Source organism: Pseudonocardia sp. ICBG162, assembly GCF_020496225.1.
GTDB lineage: Bacteria > Actinomycetota > Actinomycetes > Mycobacteriales > Pseudonocardiaceae > Pseudonocardia > Pseudonocardia alni.
The window spans coordinates 1-19,502 of sequence record NZ_JAHLJD010000018.1; the positions used below are offsets into that span (position 1 = coordinate 1).

Annotated in this window: 19 protein-coding genes; 15 read left to right on the forward strand and 4 right to left on the reverse strand. The window is 72.7% G+C overall.

Going from position 1 to position 19,502, the window contains the following annotated elements:
- Window positions 1–194: 194 nt before the first annotated feature.
- Together KPL60_RS18425 and KPL60_RS18430 are read right to left on the reverse strand one after the other, a co-directional pair.
- Window positions 195–1,367, reverse strand: coding sequence for an LLM class flavin-dependent oxidoreductase (locus KPL60_RS18425; protein WP_226366591.1), 1,173 nt, complete (start codon window positions 1,365–1,367; stop codon window positions 195–197).
- Window positions 1,368–1,863: 496 nt separating this feature from the next.
- Window positions 1,864–2,601, reverse strand: coding sequence for an IclR family transcriptional regulator (locus KPL60_RS18430; RefSeq protein WP_226366592.1), 738 nt, complete (start codon window positions 2,599–2,601; stop codon window positions 1,864–1,866).
- A gap of 93 nt (window positions 2,602–2,694) precedes the next feature.
- Here KPL60_RS18430 and KPL60_RS18435 point away from each other — a divergent pair, with 93 nt between their 5' ends.
- The 7 genes from KPL60_RS18435 (at window position 2,695) to KPL60_RS18465 (ending at window position 11,481) form a co-directional block, all read left to right on the forward strand.
- Window positions 2,695–2,952, forward strand: a complete 258-nt coding sequence (locus KPL60_RS18435) for a DUF485 domain-containing protein (protein ID WP_226366593.1) — start codon at window positions 2,695–2,697, stop codon at window positions 2,950–2,952.
- Window positions 2,949–4,493, forward strand: coding sequence for a cation acetate symporter (locus KPL60_RS18440; protein WP_226366594.1), 1,545 nt, complete (start codon window positions 2,949–2,951; stop codon window positions 4,491–4,493). The genes KPL60_RS18435 and KPL60_RS18440 overlap by 4 nt, the downstream gene beginning before the upstream one ends.
- The gene (locus tag KPL60_RS18445) at window positions 4,490–5,446 is read left to right on the forward strand and encodes a malate dehydrogenase (RefSeq protein ID WP_226366595.1); all 957 of its coding nucleotides are present in this window, start codon (window positions 4,490–4,492) and stop codon (window positions 5,444–5,446) included. The genes KPL60_RS18440 and KPL60_RS18445 overlap by 4 nt, the downstream gene beginning before the upstream one ends.
- A complete protein-coding gene (locus KPL60_RS18450; RefSeq protein ID WP_226364769.1) occupies window positions 5,443–7,044 on the forward strand; it encodes a thiamine pyrophosphate-binding protein in 1,602 nt (533 codons plus the stop codon). The genes KPL60_RS18445 and KPL60_RS18450 overlap by 4 nt, the downstream gene beginning before the upstream one ends.
- Window positions 7,045–7,091: 47 nt before the next feature.
- Entirely contained in the window at window positions 7,092–8,555 is a 1,464-nt protein-coding gene (locus tag KPL60_RS18455; RefSeq protein WP_226364770.1) for an aldehyde dehydrogenase family protein, read from the forward strand.
- A gap of 63 nt (window positions 8,556–8,618) precedes the next feature.
- Window positions 8,619–9,587 (forward strand): DUF3048 domain-containing protein, encoded by a 969-nt coding sequence (locus KPL60_RS18460; RefSeq protein WP_226364771.1) that lies wholly within the window; start codon window positions 8,619–8,621, stop codon window positions 9,585–9,587.
- Between the two features lie 418 nt (window positions 9,588–10,005).
- Window positions 10,006–11,481 carry an SLC13 family permease gene (locus KPL60_RS18465; RefSeq protein WP_226364772.1) on the forward strand — a complete coding sequence of 492 codons (1,476 nt, stop codon included), beginning with the start codon at window positions 10,006–10,008 and terminating at the stop codon, window positions 11,479–11,481.
- 6 nt (window positions 11,482–11,487) lie between these two features.
- Here KPL60_RS18465 and KPL60_RS18470 read toward each other — a convergent pair whose 3' ends face one another.
- Entirely contained in the window at window positions 11,488–12,345 is an 858-nt protein-coding gene (locus KPL60_RS18470; RefSeq protein WP_226364773.1) for an alpha/beta fold hydrolase, read from the reverse strand.
- Window positions 12,346–12,854: 509 nt separating this feature from the next.
- Here KPL60_RS18470 and mbhE point away from each other — a divergent pair.
- Genes mbhE through KPL60_RS18505 form a run of 7 tightly spaced genes read left to right on the forward strand, consistent with a single transcriptional unit; the run spans window position 12,855 to window position 18,548 of the window.
- Window positions 12,855–15,680, forward strand: a complete 2,826-nt coding sequence (gene mbhE, locus KPL60_RS18475) for a hydrogen gas-evolving membrane-bound hydrogenase subunit E (protein ID WP_226364774.1) — start codon at window positions 12,855–12,857, stop codon at window positions 15,678–15,680.
- Window positions 15,677–16,099: a sodium:proton antiporter gene (locus KPL60_RS18480; protein WP_226364775.1), complete on the forward strand. Its 423-nt coding sequence runs from the start codon at window positions 15,677–15,679 to the stop codon at window positions 16,097–16,099. The genes mbhE and KPL60_RS18480 overlap by 4 nt, the downstream gene beginning before the upstream one ends.
- Window positions 16,096–17,271 (forward strand): proton-conducting transporter membrane subunit, encoded by a 1,176-nt coding sequence (locus KPL60_RS18485; RefSeq protein ID WP_226366616.1) that lies wholly within the window; start codon window positions 16,096–16,098, stop codon window positions 17,269–17,271. The genes KPL60_RS18480 and KPL60_RS18485 overlap by 4 nt, the downstream gene beginning before the upstream one ends.
- A 47-nt stretch (window positions 17,272–17,318) precedes the next feature.
- A complete protein-coding gene (locus tag KPL60_RS18490; protein WP_226366617.1) occupies window positions 17,319–17,606 on the forward strand; it encodes a hypothetical protein in 288 nt (95 codons plus the stop codon).
- On the forward strand, window positions 17,603–17,956 hold the full coding sequence (locus KPL60_RS18495) for a Na+/H+ antiporter subunit E (protein ID WP_226364777.1): 354 nt from the start codon (window positions 17,603–17,605) through the stop codon (window positions 17,954–17,956). The genes KPL60_RS18490 and KPL60_RS18495 overlap by 4 nt, the downstream gene beginning before the upstream one ends.
- Window positions 17,953–18,210, forward strand: coding sequence for a monovalent cation/H+ antiporter complex subunit F (locus tag KPL60_RS18500; protein ID WP_226364778.1), 258 nt, complete (start codon window positions 17,953–17,955; stop codon window positions 18,208–18,210). Before KPL60_RS18495 ends, KPL60_RS18500 begins: the two co-directional genes overlap by 4 nt.
- Entirely contained in the window at window positions 18,207–18,548 is a 342-nt protein-coding gene (locus KPL60_RS18505; protein ID WP_226364779.1) for a monovalent cation/H(+) antiporter subunit G, read from the forward strand. Before KPL60_RS18500 ends, KPL60_RS18505 begins: the two co-directional genes overlap by 4 nt.
- A gap of 20 nt (window positions 18,549–18,568) precedes the next feature.
- Here the strand turns inward: KPL60_RS18505 and KPL60_RS18510 are convergent, their stop codons facing one another.
- Window positions 18,569–18,733: a hypothetical protein gene (locus KPL60_RS18510; protein WP_226364780.1), complete on the reverse strand. Its 165-nt coding sequence runs from the start codon at window positions 18,731–18,733 to the stop codon at window positions 18,569–18,571.
- Between the two features lie 344 nt (window positions 18,734–19,077).
- Between KPL60_RS18510 and KPL60_RS18515 the strand changes: the two genes are divergently transcribed.
- A partial coding sequence (locus KPL60_RS18515; protein ID WP_226366618.1) for an alpha/beta fold hydrolase occupies window positions 19,078–19,502 on the forward strand: 425 nt, incomplete at its 3' end.

Here is a 19,502-nt window from a genome sequence, read left to right on the forward strand (position 1 = left end):
CTCCGGGTCGACCCCGCTGAACCGTGACCGTCGCCAGGAGGTGAGCACCTCGTGGCGCAGGCCGCTCGGCTCCTCGCCGGACTGGAACCGCTCCCAGTCGTCGCCCCTGGTCGTCATCGGCCCTCCTCCCGGACCCATCCTGCACGTCGGGGAGCCCGGGGTGGGGCCGGCGGGCCGGCCCCACCCCGACCGGCTCAGTTCCCGGACGCCTTCTCCTGCTCGTACTTCCTGGTCATGTGGTCGACGGCGTCGAGCTGGGTCTGCGCGTGCGCCTCACGGGTGGCGCCGGCCCGGTCCTTCGCGTCGAGGGTGCTCTGCGCCTGCCCCTGGAAGTGCGGGAACACCTGCTGCGCGATCAGCTCGTAGGAGCGCCGGGTGGCCTCGGGGTTGGCCCACTCGTGGCCCAGCATCAGGAACGCCCCGAAGCCGCCGGACTGGTCGACCAGCTTCTGCACCTGCGCCCGGGCGTCCTCCACGGTGCCGATCGCACCGATCCCGGCCTCGTTGATGAAGTCGATCATCCCCTTTACGTCGACGCTGTCCCCAACCGCCATCTGCGGGAACGCGGCGACCTTCTGGAAGTACTGGAACCAGTGCTCGATGCCGTACTCCACGTCCTTGTAGGCCTGCTCGCGGGTCTCGGCGATGTGCATGAGCCCGCACAGCCGCCACGCGGAACGGTCCGGGGCGGGCTGCCCGTGGTGGGCGGCCCGCTCCTCGACCACGTTCCAGTGGTGGGCCAGGGCGTCGAAGCCGTCCTGGGTGAGCGTCGCACCGATCGAGAGGAGCCCGACGCCGTGCTGCCCGGCCATCCGCGGCCCGGTAGGCGAGGCCACCGCGGCGACGACGACGTCGAAGCACGGGTCGGTGTAGGGACGCAGCTGCAGCTGCGCGGCGACCAGGTCGTGGGTCTTCGTCTGCCGGGTGACCGACTCACCGCGCAGCAGCCGCATGATGATGTCGAGGTTCTGCTCCAGCAGCTCGCGGGTGTCGGTCGGAGTCAGGCCGATCATCGCCGAGTCGGTCGGCAGCGATCCCGGGCCGCACCCGAGCATCGCCCGGCCGCGGGTCAGGTGGTCCAGCATCACCATGCGGTCGGCCACCCACAGCGGGTTGTGGTAGGCGATCGAGGTGACGCCGGTGCCGAGCCGGATGCGACGGGTGCGCTCGGCCGCGGCGGCCATGAAGATCTCGGGCGAGGCGATGATCTCCGAACCGGCCGAGTGGTGCTCGCCGATCCAGGCCTCGTCGTAGCCGAGGGCGTCGAGGTGCTCGACGAGCTCGAGGTCGCGCTGCAGCGCCAGCGTCGGGTTCTGACCGGGCTTGTGGAAGGGCGCCAGGAAGGTGCCGAAACGCAGACGGCTCACGGGGACTCCAGTACGTGTCGATCAGCGGCCGCGTCCCGACCGCTCTGTCGGAGTCGTCAGCATGACCGCGGTCACGTCGTACGGACTGTGCGGAAAGTGGACACCCCGTGGTCGCCGTGGTGTCCGCTGGGCATCTCGCGACGACGTATCCGCATCTGCGGCGAATCATCTCGTCCTGATCCGCGCTGGTGAGGACGTGTCCGAACTGCCACTCTCGGAGCTGCCACCGGGCGGCACACGCACGACCCCGCCTGCCACGAGCGACGTCGACCGATGGAGGTCCGACACTCGATGAGCGGCCTGCACCCCGCGGACCGCCACCGATCCGAAGGCGTTGCGCGGGATCCTCCGGGAGGTGCAGACCCGGGGCCGGGCGTTGGCCGAACGCCTGAGCCGGAGCCTCGGACGGCCCTCGGGCACCGGTTCGGCGCCACCCGCGACGGGTTCTACTGACCGCGGGCCGGTCCTGCCCGACGGCGTCGACGGAGATCCCGGGTCAGGGCGTTCCCGACGGGTCGACGGACGCGTCCAGGTCCGGGACCACCGCGCCGCGCAGCTTCGCCTGGACGAGGCGGGTGGAGACCACCGCGGCACTGTCGAGCAGGGCATCTATCTGCCGGCTGCCCGGACGTTCGTGGCCGAAGGTGAGGGCCAGCGAACCGATGGCCCTGCCGGGTTCGGAGCGGATGGGGGCGGCGACGCTGCCCTGGTGCTCGATGACCTCCCCGAACGTCACGACGAAGCCCGCGGCGCGACCGCGGGTGACCTCGGGCCGTTCGCCCGGTCGCGCCTCTCCCCCGGCCAGCACTGCCAGGCCCGGTGAACCGACCTCCCGGGGGTGGCGCGCGCCCGGGCTGTAGACGACGTTCAGCCGGGCGCTGCTGGTGTCCACCGAGATGAGGGTGACCACGTCCGGCCCGTCGCGGACCACCAGGAACGCGGTCAGGTCGGTGCGGCGCGCGAGGTGGTAGACCTTGCCCTTCGCGACCTGCTGCACCACGGGCAGCGCAGCCCGTCCCAGTGCGGTGGTGCCCGTGCCGAGCACGTACCCGGTGGGAGTACGGGCGATGAGGTGGTGCGCCTGGAGCGTCCGCACCAGGCGGTGGGTGATGGAACGGTGGACACCCAGCCGCGCCGACAGGTCGGCGAGAGTCAGCGGATACCGCGCCTGGGCCAGGACCTCCAGGATCGTCAGCCCCCGGTCGAGGGTCTGCAGCAGCCCGGTGTCTCGCATACAGAGACGATGCCATTCTCTGCCGGGTCCGGTCGACCTAGCGTCCCCGCTCGCACCGAAGGACAACGTCCGTCCGTCGAGAGGAACGCACCGATGCGTCACCACGGTCCTGACGACACCGTCGTCTCCGCACAGATCCGCCGCAGTCTGACGACGGGCGCCATCGCCTTCGTCCTGCTGCTGGTGCTGGTCGTACTCATGCTGTTCACGCCGCTCTTCGCCGGCACCGTCGGGGGGATCGGGATCGGCTACCTGATCGGCTTCCTCGACTTCGTCCTCGTCGTGGCCGCGGCCGGGCTGTACGTCCGCGCCCAGAACCGCGCCGAGACCGACGGGGAGACGACCCCGTGAACGTCCTGTCGATCGTCGTCGCCGGATCCATCATCGCCGCCACCCTGGTCCTCGCGTTCCTGGCGGCTCGCCGCACGGCGGACGCCGGCGACCACTACGTCGCCGGCCGTCGGGTGTCCGGGCTGGGCAACGGACTGGCGCTGGCCGGCGAGCAGATCTCGTCGGCGGCCCTGCTGGGCATCACCGGAGCGGTCGCACTCACCGGGTTCGCGGGGTTCTACCTCGCGATCGGCATCCCGACCGCGTTCCTGCTCGTCCTGCTCGTGGTGGCCGTCCCGTTGCGCAACCTGGGTCGCTTCACCCTGGCCGACGTGGTCGCCTACCGGTTCGAGGGCCGGCTGCTGCGCGGAGGGATCGCCACGACGACGCTGGTCACCAGCGTCATCTACATGACCATCCAGTTCGTCGGGGCCGGCGTGCTGGCGCAGCTGCTGATCGGGGTGCCCTACGAGCTGGCGGTGGTCCTGCTCGCCGTGCTCATGACGGTGTACATGGTGATGGGTGGGATGGTCGCCGCGACCTACATCCAGATCTTCAAGACCGTCCTGCTGCTGGCCACCGTCGCCATCCTGCTGCTGTTCGTCGTCGCCCACTACGACTGGAACCCGCTGGGACCGCTCCGGGTCGCCGCCGAGCGGTTCGGCACCGACGTGGTGAGCGCCCACCCGCTCCCGCTGACGAGCTCCTTGAACAACGTGTCCCTGATGATCGGACCCTGCCTGGGCATCATGGGGCTGCCGCACGTGATGCTGCGCTTCCTCACCACCCGGGACGGGCGGGCGGCGCGGACGTCGGACTTCTACGGAATGATCATCTTCTCGGTGTTCTTCCTGCTGCTGCCGGTCTTCGGCTACGCCGCGCTCGACATCGTCGGACGGGAGCAGATCGTCGCCGACAGCCCCGGCGGCAACCTCGCCGTCGCGCGGCTGGCGGAGGTGCTGGGCGGCAACCTGCTGTTCGCGGTGCTGGCGGGTGTCGTCATCGCGACGATCCTCGCGGTGCTCAGCGGCATCGCCATCGCGGCGTCCGGGGCCGCGGCGCACGACCTCTACACCAATGTGATCAAGCGCGGTGAGGTCAGCGCGAAGCAGCAGCTGTTCACGGGTCGCGCGGCCGGCGTGGCGCTCGCCGTGGTGGCGATCCTGCTCGCGTTGGGTGCGCGGAACCTCAACATCGCGTTCCTCGCCAACGTCGCGTTCGCCATCGCCGCCAGCACGCTCACGCCGGTCCTGGTGCTCAGCATCTACTGGCGCGGGTTCAACCGGCTGGGCGCCGAGGTGGCCATCATCGGCGGTCTGCTGATCTCCCTGGTGCTCGTGGCACTCGGACCGGACGTCCTCGGCGCCGACAACGCGATCTTCCCCCTGTCCATCCCCGCGCTGGTCTCGGTCCCCGCGGCGTTCCTGCTCGCCGTGATCGGCAGCGCCGTCGGACGCTCCCGGCCCGGCGTCGCGGGACGTCCCTACGACGAGGTCCGCGCTGCGGCCTTCCCCCGCCGAGCGGACCGCTCGGCCCCTCAGAAGACGGAGAACAACACATGAAGGTCGTCATCTTCGGCGGCGCCGGCGGCATCGGCGCGTCGGTCGCGTTCAACCTCCTGCGCACGGACACCCCCTACGACGTCGTACTGGTCGACTCCCGGCCCAACATGATCGTCAGCCACGTCATGGACCTGCAGGACGTGCTCGCCCTGGGCGGGGCCCGCTCGGTCCGCGGGGGCGAACCGGGCGATGCGCTCGACGCCGACGTGGTGGTCCTGAGCGCCGCCGTCCCGCTGCGGCTCAACTCGTCGCGGTCGGTCTTCCTCGCCGAGAACGCCGCAATCCTCGACGGCATCGTGGACCCGCTCGTCGCGGCCGGCTGGGGTGGGATCCTGGTGGTCCTGACCAACCCGGTCGACGCCCTGCTCACGCGCCTGCAGTGGCGGACCGCGCTGGATCCGCGGCGACTCGTCGGCTACACCCTCAACGACGGGTTCCGGATGCGGACGGGCGTCGCCCGGGCGCTCGGGGCCCGGCCCCAGGACGTCGAGGCATGGGTGATCGGGGAGCACGGTGAGGCGCAGGTCCCGCTCTACAGCCGGGTGCGGCTGCACGGAGAGCCGGTGGTCCTGACCGACGCCCAGCGCGGGGTCGTGGACGAGTACATGACCACCTGGTACACGCGGCACGTGGCGCTCGACTCCGGGCGCACCTCCACCTGGAGCACCGGTGCGGGCGCGGCCGCCATGGTCGACGCCATCGCGACCGGATCAAGCGAGGCGTGGCCCGCCGCGGTGGTCCTCGGCGGCCAGTACGGGATCGACGGGGTCGGGGTCGGGGTGCCGACGCGGCTCGGCCCGGGCGGGATCGAGGAGATCCTCGAGTGGGACCTCTCCGACGAGGAGCGGGCAGCCCTGCTGCACGGCGCCGAACGGGTCCGCACCGCCGCGGCGAGCATCGACGACACCACCGGCGCGGCGGCCACCGCCGGTACCGGGAGGACCGCGCGATGACGACCGTCCGTGACGCAGCGCTGGCCGTGCTGCGCCGCCAGGGCGCGACGACACTGTTCGCCAACCCGGGCTCGACCGAGATCTCCTTGCTCACCGACCTACCCGGCGACCTGGAGTTCGTGCTCACGCTGCACGAGGGCTCGGTGGTGGGCATGGCGACCGGGTGGGCGCTCGCGCGACACCGCCCTGCCGTGGCGATCCTGCACACCACGGCAGGCCTCGGCAACGCGGTCGGAGCGCTGGCGACCGCGCGGGTCAACCGGGCGCCGATGGTGGTGGTGGTCGGACAGCAGGACCGTCGCCACCTCGCGTTCGAACCCTTTCTCACCGGACGGCGCCTCGACGAGCTCGTCCGCCCCCATGCGGTGTGGGTGGACGAGCCCGGCCGTGCCCAGGACGTGCCGGGGGCCCTGGCACGGGCCTGGCACGAGGCGGACCTGCATCGCGGCCCCGCGGTGGTGATCGTGCCGATGGACGACTGGGACGCCGAGCACGACGGCGCCGCCGGGGCCGCCCCGGTGCGGTCGCTGCGGCCGGCCGCGGCCGACCCGGCTGCGTGCGACGCGATCGCCGAGCTGATCGCCGGGTCGCGTTCGCCGGCGCTGGTCGCCGGGGCAGGTGCCGACGACGAACGGACGTGGGCGGCGCTGACGGCGCTGGCCGACCGGCTCGCGATGCCCGCGTGGCAGGAGCCGTTCGGGGCGCGGGCGGGCTTTCCCCGGGACCACCCCCGCTTCGCCGGGCACCTGCCGGCCGGGCGGGCCGGAGTGCGCTCCTCCCTGGAGGGGCACGACCTGGTGCTGGTGGTGGGCGCGGCGGCGTTCCGGCAGTACCCCTACGAGGACGGTCCACTCGTCGAGGGCGACACCCGGGTCGTCGTGATCACCGACGACCCGGACGAGGCGCTCCGCAGCCCTGCCGACCTGGCTGTGGTCGCGTCGCCCGCGGCCGTGTGCGCCGAGCTCGCCCGGCGCGTCCCGGCCCGCGACGCCGCACCGTCGGCCGTCCACCGCGCGCGGGTGGTCGAGCCGCCCGCCGCCGGTGCGCCCCTGCGGCCCGAGCACGTGTTCGCCGCGCTCGCAGAACGGCTGCCGCAGCAGGCCGTCGTGGTCGAGGAGACCCCGTCGAGCCGGGCGCTGCTGCACGAGCTCGTGCCGGCACGAGCGCCGCTGGGGTTCCTCAGCGCGGCCATGGGCGGGCTGGGCTTCGGCCTGCCGGCCGCGGTGGGGGTGCGCATGGGTTCCCCGCAGCGGCCCGTCGTGGCGCTGGTCGGCGACGGCTCCTCGCTGTACGGGATCCAGTCCCTGTGGAGCGCAGCCCACTACGACGTCGGAGTGCTCGTGATCGTGTTGTCCAACGGCCGCTACGCGATCATGGACCGGCTCGCCGGGGGGCGCGGCTCGGCCACCGGCACCCCGGGCACGGCCCCGTGGCCGGCGTTCGAGGAGATCAGCATCAGCGGGCTGGGGACCTCGCTCGGCTGCGAGTCACACCGGGTGGTCGACCACGCCGGCCTGCTCGAGGTGCTCGACGAGATCGTGCCGACCCTGGAGCGACGCACGACCCCCCTGGTGCTCGACGTCGCCGTCGCACCGTGAACCGCCCCGCCCCGGTTCCGCCGGACGACCACGACCGAGGTGACAGCATGCGCTTCCTGGAGACCAGCCGCTGGCAGGGACAGATCTACTCCGCGGGGTGGATCGACGGTGGGGCGGGGACCTACCCGGCCGTCGAGCCGGCCACCGGCGCGACCCTGGCCGAGGTGGGCGCGGCATCCGCCGCGGACGTCCGCACGGCGGCGCGGACGGCCGGCGCGGCCCAGCGGGAGTGGGCCGCGCAGCCCTACGACGCCCGTGCCGTGGTGCTGCGGCGGGCGGCGGAGCTGTTCGTCGAGCACGAGGACGAGATCCACGACTGGCTCATCCGCGAGTCCGGGGCGATCCGCCCGTTCGCCGACTTCCAGACGCGGGCCGTCGCCGCCGAGGAGTGCCGCGAGGCGGCCGCACTGGCCGCTCACCCCTACGGCAGGCTCCTGCGGTCGACCCAGCCGCGACTGTCGATGGAGCGGCGACGCCCGGTCGGGGTCGTCGGCGTCATCGCGCCGTTCAACGCCCCCATCATCCTGGCGATCCGGGCCATCGCGCCGGCGCTCGCCCTGGGCAACGCGGTGGTCCTCAAGCCGGACCCCCGCACCGCCGTCAGCGGCGGAGTCGTGTTCGCGCGGGTGTTCGAGGAGGCGGGGCTGCCCCCCGGGCTGCTGCACGTGCTGCCGGGCGGAGCGGACGTCGGTGCGGCGCTGGTCGACGACCCGGAGGTCCCGGTCATCGCCTTCACCGGCTCGACCCGGGCCGGGCAGGCCATCGCCAGGGCCGCGGCGGACCGGCTCAAGCGGGTGCACCTCGAGCTCGGCGGCAACTCCGCCCTGGTCGTACTCGACGACGTCGACCTGGACCGGGCCACCTCGGTCGGGGCGTTCGGCTCGTTCAACCACGCCGGCCAGATCTGCATGGCGTCCAGCCGTCATCTGGTGGCGTCCGGCATCGCGGCGGACTACGCGGCGCTGCTGGCGGAACGGGCCGAGAAGCTTCCCGTCGGCGACCCCGCCTCGGACGCGGTCGCCATCGGCCCGCTGATCGACGCGGGCCAGCGCGACCGGGTGCACGAGATCGTCACCGGCAGTGTGTCGGCCGGGGCACGGGTGCTCGCGGGCGGCAGCTACGAGGACCTGTTCTACCGCCCCACCGTGCTCGGCGACGTGCCCCTGACCGCGCCCGCCTACGCGGACGAGATCTTCGGGCCGGTCGCGCCCGTCGTCCCCTTCGACGACCTCGACGAGGCCGTCCGGCTGGCGGCGGGGACCGGGTACGGCCTCTCGCTGGGGATCCTGACCCGGGACGTGATGAAGGGCCTCGCGCTGGCCGACCGGGTCCCGTCCGGACTGGTCCACATCAACGACCAGACGGTCAACGACGAGGCGGTCGCCCCCTTCGGCGGGGTCGGGGACTCGGGCAACGGATCGCGCCACGGCGGCGCCGAGGCCAACATCGAGGCGTTCACCGAGACCCAGTGGGTCACGGTCCGCGGTGACCTGCCGCAGTACCCGTTCTGAGGACCGGCTCGCGCTCGGCCGGGTAGCCGGAGGACGCACGATGGGGCGGAGTACGGTGCGCCGGTGCGTGGGAACCCGGCGGTGAGAGCCCTCGTCGGGCTGGTGCTGGTGGGCGCCGTCGGATGCGCTCCGTCCGTGCCGGTGCCGCCACCGGCGACCGCTCCGGCGCCGCCGGCACCGCTCCTGTCACCGCTGACCGGGCTGCCCTCCGAGCCCGGAGCGAGAGTGTTCGCCGTGAAGGTCGACAACACCGCGAAGGCGCGCCCGTGGGACGGCGTCGAGTTCGCCGACGTCGTCTACGTCGAGCCGGTCGAGGGCGGCCTCACCCGGCTGCTCGCGGTGTTCGCCTCGCAGCTGCCGGGCTCGGTGGGGCCGGTGCGCAGTGCCCGGGAGACCGACATCGGCGTGCTCGGCGCCTACGGCCGCCCGGCCCTCGTCTTCTCCGGCGCCGCGCCGCCGGTCCTGGACCGGCTCGTCGCCGCGCCGCTGGTCCCGGTCGTGCCCCGTGGGTTCCCGGCGGCGTTCCGGCGTGACGAGCGGCGACCGGCGCCGGTGAACGTCTACGTGGACCTGGCGGACCTCGGCGGCCGGGTACCGGAGGCGGGGCCGGTCCAGGACATCGGCCTGCGCTTCGGGCCGGCGCCGGACGGGGGTGCCCCCGCCCCGGAGCGCACCGTCCGGGTGGGTTCCACCGCCGTCACCGTCACCTGGAGCGCGCCCGACGACGCCTGGACGATCGCGACCGGCGGCGAGCTCGCCGTGGCCGGTCCGGACCGGCGGCCGGTGCGGGCGGACACGGTCGTCGTGCAACGGGTCGGGGTCGTCGAGTCCTCCGTCCGGGACAGCGCCGGCTCGGCCTCCCCGATCGCGCTCACCGTCGGTGCGGGCGATGCCGAGGTCCTGCGTGACGGCCGTTCGTTCCCCGCCCGGTGGTCCCGCCCCGCCGTGGGCGACCCCACCCGTCTGACCGCGCCCGACGGCCGTGAGGTGCCCCTGCACCCGGGGCGGACCTGGGTACTGCTCGTCGCGTAGGCGGTCCGGTCGGGCATCGTGCGGCGTCGTTCCACGGTCGCAGGGCGCAGGTGCCGTGACGGCATCGTCGATCGCAGGGATTCCCGCTGGACGCCGCCCGGGTGACCCGCGTCGTGGCCGTCCCGTCGTACCACGCCGTCTAGCCCGTGCCGTTCCTCCGGTCGTTCGGTCGTTCGGTCGTGCGTTCGAACGAGAACAAACGACCCGAATGGGGGTAATTCGGGTACGGTCCGCGACGCAGCACAGCGGCCGTACGACGGGGGTTCCGACGATGACGACGAACGACAGCGGTCCCGAGCCCGGTACGGCCACGGCGGATCCGCCGGCTCCGGGAGCGGCGACCGCGGCCGACGGCAGAACCCCGCGGGCGACGTGGTCGCTGCGTCTGCTCGGCGTGGCTCTCGCCCTGCTGACGTAATTGCTGCTCGGGGCGGCGCAGGACCTGCCCGCCGAGGCGCGGATGGTCGCGGCGATCGGTGTCCTGATGGCGACGTGGTGGGTCACCGAGGCCATTCCGCTGTCGGCGACCGCGCTGCTGCCGGTGGTGTTGTTCCCCGCGTTCGGGGTGGTGTCGGTCGGGGACCCGATCGTCTTCCTGTTCCTGGGCGGGTTCCTCATCGCGATCGCCATGCAGAAGTGGCACCTGCACCGGCGGATCGCGCTGCTGACGCTGCGGACAGTGGGCACCACACCGACCCGGATCGTGCTCGGCATGATGGTGGCGACGGCGTTCCTGTCGATGTGGGTGTCCAACACCGCGACCACACTGATGATGCTGCCGATCGCGCTGTCGGTCCTGGCGCTGGTCGCCGAGCGTGCCGGGGGCGGCGGCGACGAGGTCCGTCGCGGCGCCCCGCTCAGTGAGACCATCCGCGACCCGGCGGTGCGCTCGTTCGGCATCGGACTGGTCCTCTCCGTGGCGTGGGCCTCGTCCATCGGCGGACTCGGAACGCTGCTGGGCAGCCCGCCGAACGCCATCGTCGCCGGCTACGTCCAGGACGAGCTCGACCGCGACATCAGCTTCGTCGGCTGGATGCAGCTCGGGGTCCCGATCGTCGTGGTGTTCGTGACCGTCGCGTGGTTGCTGATCACCCGGGTGCTGTTCCGGACCACACTGACCGAGATCCCCGGCGGCCGGGAGATGATCGACGAGCAGCTGCGCGAGATGGGCCCGGCCAGCACGGCCGAGAAGCGCGTACTCGCGGTGTTCGCCTCCGCGGCGTTCCTGTGGATCGTGCCGGGCCTGCTCACCGAGTTCGACGCCGTCGACGCCGCGCTGCCGTGGCTCGGCGGGCTCAACGACACCGCGATCGCGATCGCAGCGGGCATCGCGCTGTTCTTCCTGCCGTCGGCGACCACCCCGCCCGACGAGGCCGCGACCGGCCGGCGGGGTGGCGGATACCGGATGCTGCTGGCCTGGCCCGACGCCCAGGCGGGCCTGCCCTGGGGCGTCCTGCTGCTGTTCGGGGGCGGGCTCGCCCTGGCCGGGGCGGTGGCCTCCAGCGGGCTCGACGAGTTCATCGGTACGAGCGTCGCGGGCCTCGGCGTGCTGCCGGTGCTGCTGCTGGTCGCCGCGGTGGTGACGATCGTGCTGTTCCTGACCGAGGTCACCAGCAACACCGCGACGGCGGCGACGTTCATCCCGGTGCTCGGCGGGGTCGCGATCGGCATCGGCGCCGACTCGATGACGCTGCTCATCCCGGCGGCGCTGGCCGCGACCTGCGCGTTCATGCTGCCGGTCGGCACCCCGCCCAACGCCATCGTCTTCGGGTCCGGCGTGGTCACCATCGGTCAGATGGCCCGCGGCGGGCTGCTGCTCAACGTGGTCGGCGTCCTGCTGATCACCGGGTTCGCGTTCCTGCTCGGCGGGTGGGCGCTGGGCCTGCAGTTCTGAGTCGCCTCACCCCGCCCCGGGGCCGGCCGGCGCGGTGATCCCGCGACGGACGGCGTCGGGGTGGGAGTGGGCGAGCAGGTGCCCCGCGTCGGCGACGAACTCGACGCGGGCCCCGAGCAGCATCCGGGCGGGGCGGGTCAGCTCCTCCGCCGGGAAGATCGGGGCGCGGCGGCCGGCCAGGACGACGCACGGGGTGTCGCGCCAGGCGGTGAGGACCGCGTTGGGCAGGGGGGCCGGCGCCAGCGAGCTGCGGGCGTGCTCGGGGACCAGCGTCATCCACTCGACGAGGTGGCGCCGGTCGGGCAGCGGTGCACCGCCGGAGAGGAAGGACAGCACCCGCTCGGTGCGGGCCTCCGTGGGATGCCACAGCCAGGGCAGGGCCGGGCGCAGACTCGCGGTCACCCGCGCGGGCACGAGACCGGCCGGGGCGACGAGGAGGAGCCCGGCGACCGCCGGGCCGGGGCCGGCGCAGAGCGCGACAGCAGCGCCGAGGGACTCACCGACGATCGTCGCCGGCTCGGTCCCGACCGCGGCCAGCACCTCGTCGATCCAGGCGCGGTACCGGCCGACGAGATCGTCGGCGGGCCTCTCGCCGTGGCTGAGTCCGGGCTGTCCGGGGACGTCCACGGCCGTGACCCGGTGGTCGGCGGCCAGAGCCCGCACGACGTACGCCGATGCTGCGACGCCGAAGGTCGTACCGGGCAGGAGCACCACGGCCGGCCCGGAGCCGACGGTCGTGAGGTGGGTCGCCCCCAAGGGGGTGTCGATCCACCGGCAACGCGCGTCGGGCAGCAGCCGGCTGATCTGCAGGCTGCTCCAGTCGCGCAGCAGGGCACGGCCGGGTTCGGAGCGGTAGATGTCCATCGCGGGGCTGCCCTTCGTCGAGCGTGCGTGTTCTGCTCGCCGACCAGGCTTCCCGGCACACCGAGGCCACCGTAGGCACGTCGAGTCGCGTGGGTGAACGAGGGGCCCGTAAAGATCGCGCAAAGACAGTGCTCACGGATCGTCGCCGCAATTTTTTCGCCATGCAGCGAGAACGGTGGCGTGGATCGCATCCGTCCCGCGCGACGACAGCCGCAAGAATCGCGTATTCTCTGGGCGTGATTACTCGATGCGCCAACCGGGCCCTGCAGTGGCTCGTGCCGCATCCGGGCACCAATGGTCATCCCTCGTCGTGGGGAGCCATCCTCGCCGGCGTCGCTCCCGACGCCTGAGCTCGCGACTCCGCACCGACAGGCGGCATGTTGCCGCGACCTGACCGCATGCGCAGCATCGCGGTGCGCGGGTTGCAATGTTTCGACACGTCGGCGATTCCCATTTCGGGTTTCGTCTGATACTTGTGCCCGAAATTCGCGCGAGGAGCTCTTTCTCCGATGTCGTTGTTCTGTGTTCTGGCGGCCCTGTGGCTGCTCGTTCCCTCGGTCGCGGTACTCGCGAACCGGGTCGGGGCGCGCGGCGGATGGCTCGCCGTCGTGGTGCTCACGGCTCTGACCTCCGTCGTCGCCGCCCGCGGACCCGGCACGCGCACCGAGGCGGTGCCGTGGATCCCCTCGCTGGAGATCGCGCTGCGGCTGCGGGTGGACGGGCTCGGCTGGCTGTTCGCCCTGCTCGTCCTCGGAGTCGGCGCGGTGGTGCTGGCGTACTCGACCTCCTATGTCACCGAGGAGCGGGCGGGCGGCTTCTTCGCGCTGATGACCGCGTTCGCCGCGGCGATGCTGACCCTGGTCCTCGCCGACGACCTGGTCGTGCTGTTCGTGGCGTGGGAGATCACCACCCTCTGCTCCTATCTGCTGATCCTGCGGGTGGGATCTGCGGGGCGAGCACCGGCGGCACGGACGTTGCTGGTGACCGTCGCCGGCGGCCTGGCGCTGCTGGGTGCGGTGTGCGCGATCGTGGTGCGGACCGGGACCACGCAGCTGTCGGCCGCGCTCGCCGACCCGGCCTGGACGCAGGATCCGGTGTTCGCCGGTGTCGTCGCCGTCCTGGTCGCCGTGGCCGCGATGACCAAGGCGGCGCAGTTCCCGTTCCACTCGTGGCTGCCCGACGCCATGGTCGCCCCGGCACCCGTCAGCGCCTACCTGCACGCGGCGGCGATGGTCAAGGCCGGCATCTACCTGCTGATGCGCTTCGCCGGCGCGGCGTCGTCGTCGCCGCTGTGGCCATGGCTGCTGGTCACGGTCGGCGTGGTGACGGCGCTGCTGGGCGGCGTGTTCGCGTTGCAGCGGAGCGATCTCAAGGAGATGCTCGCGTACTCCACGATCAGCCAGCTCGGTCTGCTCGTGGCCGTCATCGGCGTCGGGACCGCGACCGCGCTGCTGGCCGCCAGCGCCCACGTCGTCGCGCACGCCCTGTTCAAGTCCGCCGGCTTCATGACCGTGGGTCTGGTGGAGCGCCGTGCCGGGACCCGCGACCTGCGTGAGTTGCGCGGCCTGTTCCGGTCGATGCCCTGGACCGCCACGATGATCGCCCTGATCGCCCTGAGCATGGCGGGCGTACCGGTGACGCTGGGCTTCGTGTCCAAGGAGTACGTCCTCGACGCCGCCCTGTCCGGGGACGGGGGCGCGGCACTGCTCGCTGCCGTCGGGCTCGGCGCCGCCGCGGTGCTGACCGTCGCCTACAGCGCACGGATGGTGTTCCCCGTGTTGTTCGGGTCGACGACCGCGCTCGGTCCCCCCGGCGGTGCACGGACGATGGCCGGGGCGGTCACCGTCACCGCGCTCGCCGGTGCCCTGCTCGGGCCGGCGGTCTCGCTGCTCGACGGCCCGCTGCGGTCGTCGGCGGCAGCGGCTCTCGGGGTGGCCCCGGCGGCGGTCCCGGTCATCTCCGTGTGGCACGGCGTCACCCCGGCGCTGGTGGTCTCGGCGATCGCCATCGCCCTGGGGACAGTGGTGGCCGTCGCTCACCGGTGGGTGGACCGGGCACTGGACCGGGCGCTGTTCCCGGTCACCGGCGTGGCGGTCGTGGAGCGGCTGCGCAGCGGTGTCGTCGACCTGGGCCGGGCCACCGGCCGCCCCTACCGTGGTGACGCCCCTGCCCGGCACCTGCTCGTCCCCCTCCTGCTGGTTGCGGCCGGCGGCGGCGGGGCTGTCGCGGCGCAGACCGGCGGACTCGCTGCAGCGCCGGGCACGTCGCGTCCGTGGGACGTGTTCCTGCTCCTGCTCACCGCGGGTGGGATCGTCGCGGTCCTCGCGGCCCGCACCCGCCTCGCCGCCGTCGTCGCGTCCGGGGTGATCGGCTTCGCGGTCGCCATGTGGTTCTACGAGCTCGGTGCCGCCGACGTCGCGCTGACCCAGCTGCTGGTCGAGGTGCTGACCGTGGCCGTGATCGTGCTGGTGCTGCGTCGCCTGCCCGCGCCCTTCGCCGCCCGCAGCGCACACCGCGGGCGGGCACGGCGGGCCCTGCGGATCGTGCTGGCAGCAGGGGCGGGGGGCGCCGCGACACTCGCCACCCTCGCGCTGACCGGGTGGCGTGCCCCGTCGCCGGCAGCGGAGTGGTTCCTGGCCGAGGCCGAGGACCGGACCGGTGGCACCAACGTGGTCAACACGATCCTGGTCGACTTCCGCGCCCTGGACACCTTCGGCGAACTCGTCGTGCTGGTGCTGGCCGCACTCGTCGTCGCCGTCCTGCTCGACGCACGCCGTCCGCAGCCGGTCCGCGAGGCCGAGGGCGTCGCCACCGCTGCGCCGGTACGTGATCCGGAGGCGAACGCGGTGTTCCTCGCGGCTGCGGCGAAGGTGCTGGTGCCCGTGCTCCTGGTCGCCTCCGTACTCGTCCTCCTGCGTGGGCACAACGCCCCCGGCGGGGGTTTCATCGGTGCCCTGCTCGGCGCCGCCGCCCTGGTCCTGGCCTACCTCGCCGCCCCGTCGGACTCCTCCGGCCGGGTGCGGCTGCCGTTCCTGCTCGTCGCCGGGGCCGGTGCCGTGGTGGCCGCCGTCGTCGGTCTGCTCGGCCTGGCCGACGGGTCCTTCCTCCGGCCCCTGCACATGGACGTTCTCGGCGTGCACCTCACGACCGCCCTGGTCTTCGACGTCGGGGTCTACCTCGCCGTGCTCGGCGTCGTCGTCGCAGCCCTCAACCTGCTCGGCACCCCGGGGGCCGGCGCACCGGGCATCCATCCACATCCCGGCCGGTCCACACCCGGACAGCACACCGAATCCGATGACCGGCACGACCCGATGCCGGAGGAGGCCCTCCGATGATGCTCGCCCTGACGATCGGCGCCCTCGTGTCCGGCGCCGCCTACCTGCTCCTCGACCGCAGCTACCTCCGCTCCGTACTGGGGTTCCTCATGCTCGGCCATGCCGTCAACCTCGTCCTGTTCTCCGCGGGCGGTGTCCGGCGTCGCGGCGAGCCGCTGGAGGGCACCGACGCCGTGTCCGCCGCGGATCCGCTCCCGCAGGCGTTCGCGCTCACCGCGATCGTGATCGCCTTCGCCGTCACCGTCGTCATGCTCGTCCTCGCCGTGACCGGCCGGTCGGGCGACGACACCACCCTCGATGCCGGGGACCCCGCTCACCCGTCCGGTGACGGCGACACGCGGGACGGCGCCGCAGACGACGACCACACCGGTGCGTCCGGCAACGGTGCGGCGCCGGCGCGGGCGGAGGTCACGCGATGACCGCATCCCTGCTGCCGCTGCTCGCCGGCCTGCCGCTGCTGGCCGCCGGCGCCACCGCTCCGGCCCGGACCGGGGCCCGCTGGGCGTACACCGTCCTGCTCGTCACGCTCACGGCCAACGTCGCCGCCGGCGTCGCGCTGGTCGTCGCCACCTCCGACGGGACCGTGCTGTCCGAGCAGGTCGGCGGCTGGCCCGGCGGGATCTCGATCCCGTTCGTCGCCGACACCCTGGCCGCGTTGATGCTGACGGTCACGGCGCTGCTCGCCCTGCTGTGCACCGTGTTCGCACTCATGACCGCCGTCGGCGGCGCCAGGTTGTTCATCCCCCTGGTCCTCGCGCTGGTCGGTGGGGTCAACGGCGCACTGCTCACTGCGGACCTGTTCAACCTGTTCGTCTTCATCGAGGTCATGCTGCTGCCCAGCTTCGGGCTCCTCGTCCTCGCCCGTACCGGGCGAGGCACCCTGGGGCAGGTCACCGGCACGCGGCTCTACGTGGCGTTCAACCTGTTCGTGTCCACCCTGTTCCTCGCCGGCGTCGCGCTCGTCTACGGCACGGCCGGAACGGTCAACCTCGGCGAACTCGCCGGCGCGGCACGGGAGTCGACCACCGTCGCCGTCGCCGCGGGCCTCTGCCTGGCCGCACTGGCCATGAAGGCGGCGGTCGTGCCCGTGCACGGCTGGCTCGCCCGCGCGTACCCCGCCACCACACCCGCGGTCACCGCTCTGTTCTCCGGGCTGCACACCAAGGTCGCGGTGTACGCGATCTACCGGATCTACGCGGTCGTGTTCGACGGCGACACCCGGTGGCTGTGGTTGGGGGTCGTCGTGTTCAGCGCGACGATGCTCGTGGGGGTGCTCGGCGCGGTCGGGGAGACCACGATGCGCTCCATCCTGGCGTTCCACATGGTCAGCCAGATCGGTTACATCCTGCTCGGCGTCGCCCTGTTCACCCCGCTCGGACTGGCCGCGGGCATCTTCTACCTGCTGCACCACATGATCGTGAAAGCGGCGCTGTTCCTGTCCGCCGGCGCGGTCGAGGAGCGGCACGGCACCGGCGCGCTGGACCGGATTCGCGGTGTCGCGCGCCGCGACCCGCTGCTCGTCGCCGTCTTCGGCCTGGCCGCGCTGTCCCTGGCCGGGATCCCACCGTTCTCCGGTTCGTCGCCAAGCTGACCCTCATCCTGGCCGCGCTCGACGCGGATCAGGTCGCCGCGGCCGTCGTGGCGATCGTGGTCAGCCTGCTCACCCTCCTGTCGATGATCAAGGTCTGGACCGCGCTGGTCCGGCGATCCGACGAGGACGACCAGGACGGGAGCGGTGGCGGCACCGGCGTCCTGGCGCCGACCGTCCCCCGCGTCGGTATCCGGCTCACCCTTCCCGCCCTCGTCCTGGCCGCGGTCACCCTCGGTCTGGGGCTCGGCGCAGAACTGCTCTACGGGCTCTCGGCCACGGCGGCCGCCGGCCTGCTCGAGACCGACACCTATGTGGAGGCGGTACTCACCTCATGACCGACATCCTCACCCGCCCACTACGCGTCGTGGCGTTCCTGACCTGGTTCGCCGGGCAGATCGCCCGCTCCGCGCGCGACGTCCTCGGAGACGTCCTCACTCCCGGCTCCTCGGCCACCCCGCGTCTGGTCCGGCTGCCGTTGACCGGCGGCAGCCGGACCACGGCCGCGGCTCTCGGAGCTCTGATCACCATGACACCGGGCACCCTGACCCTCGGCGTCGTCGACGGTCAGGACGTCCTGCTCGTGCACTCCATGCACCACGCCGACGACGGCATGGCACTCACCGCACTGCACGACCTGCAGGCCCGGCTCCTGCACGCCCTGGGCCGCAGCGAGGGGCACACGTGATCGGCATCGACATCGCCCTGGCCCTCTGCGGTCTGGTCGCCCTGCTCGCCGTGATCCGCATCGTGCGCGGGCCCGACCGCGGATCCCGGGTCGTCGGCGCTGAGCTGCTCACCGTCGCCGTCGTCGCGATGATCGCTCTCGGTGGTGTCCGGACCGCCAGTACATCGACGTTCGACATCGTCCTGGTCGCCACCATGGTCGCGTTCCTCGCCACCGTCTCCTTCGCCCGTGCCCTCACCGGAGGTGCCCGATGACCGTGTTCGGACAGATCCTCACCGTGTCGGGCGCACTGGTCCTGCTGCTCGCCGCGGTCGGGCTGCTGCGCTTCGGCGACGTCTACATGCGGGCATCCGCCGTCGCCACCGCCACCGGCGGCGGCATCACCCTCGTGCTCGTCGGCGCGTTCCTGGTCTCCCCCGGTGTGGCCGACGGCCTCATGGTCCTGCTCGCCGTCGTCCTGCAGCTGGTGACCTCCGCCGTCGGCGGCGTTCTGCTGGCGCGCTCCGCGGTCCTGACCGGGCACCGGTTCCGCCCCGACACCGCGTCGACCGCCTTGGCCGGCCCGGCCCGGCCCGGAGACGACCCGTGCTGATGAGCCGGCCCTCGTGGTGGTCACGCAACGGCGGACTGCTCGTTCTCCTCGCCGCGATCCTGCTGATCGCGCTCGTCGCAGCCGTGCTCCGGCTGTGGATCGGCCCGCCGGGACCCTATGACGGTGAGCTCCTCGTCAGCCTCGTCAGTGCCGAAGCGGCAGCGCTCATCCTCGTCCTCCGGCACGTACGTACCGACCGGCGGCACACGATGACCGGACGACGAACGCAGTCGGGGTGCCCGCCTTCCGAGCGGGGCCTCGTCGACCCGGAGCCCACAGCGTGTGCCACGGGCGAGGCGGACCCCGGGGTGACGGTCCTCGTCGGCTCCAGCGGCGGAGGCGCTCGTGGTGCCGGGTGACGAGCCGCCTTGCCGTTGTGCGGGAGTGGCCTGATCTCGACGGTTGTCGTCCGTCCAGCCACTAGAGTTCGCGGAAGGCGGTCCTCGATGCTGGGCTGCTCGACGTGCGAAGGCGTGTGTCGCTCGCGGCTCGGGTCGCAGGCAGACGTTCTGGAAGGAGCGTGTTCTCCATGCCGACGGGCGCCCGGGTCGATGGGTTCACCCTGAGCTTCGACCGTCTGGGATCGGTGGGTCGGACGCCGGTGGTCCTGCTTCATGGTTGGCCTGGGGACCGGACGGACATGGCGTCCGTCGCCGAGAGGCTGGGGGACGAGTTCGACGTCGTCGTGCCGGACCTGCGCGGTTTCGGCGCCTCGGACAAGCACCTCCGCGACCCCGGCGACCACTACAGCCTGGTGGCCCAGGCCCGCAGCGTCACGGGACTGATGGAGGAGTTGGGGCTCTCCCGAGTCGTGCTGGGCGGTTACGACATCGGCAGCAGGGTCGGTCAGCAGATCGCGAAGGACAGGCCCGACCTGCTCAGCGCCATGGTCATCACGCCACCAGCTCCGGGCGTCGGGTCACGCATTCTCAGCGAAGATCCGTTTCGCGAGTT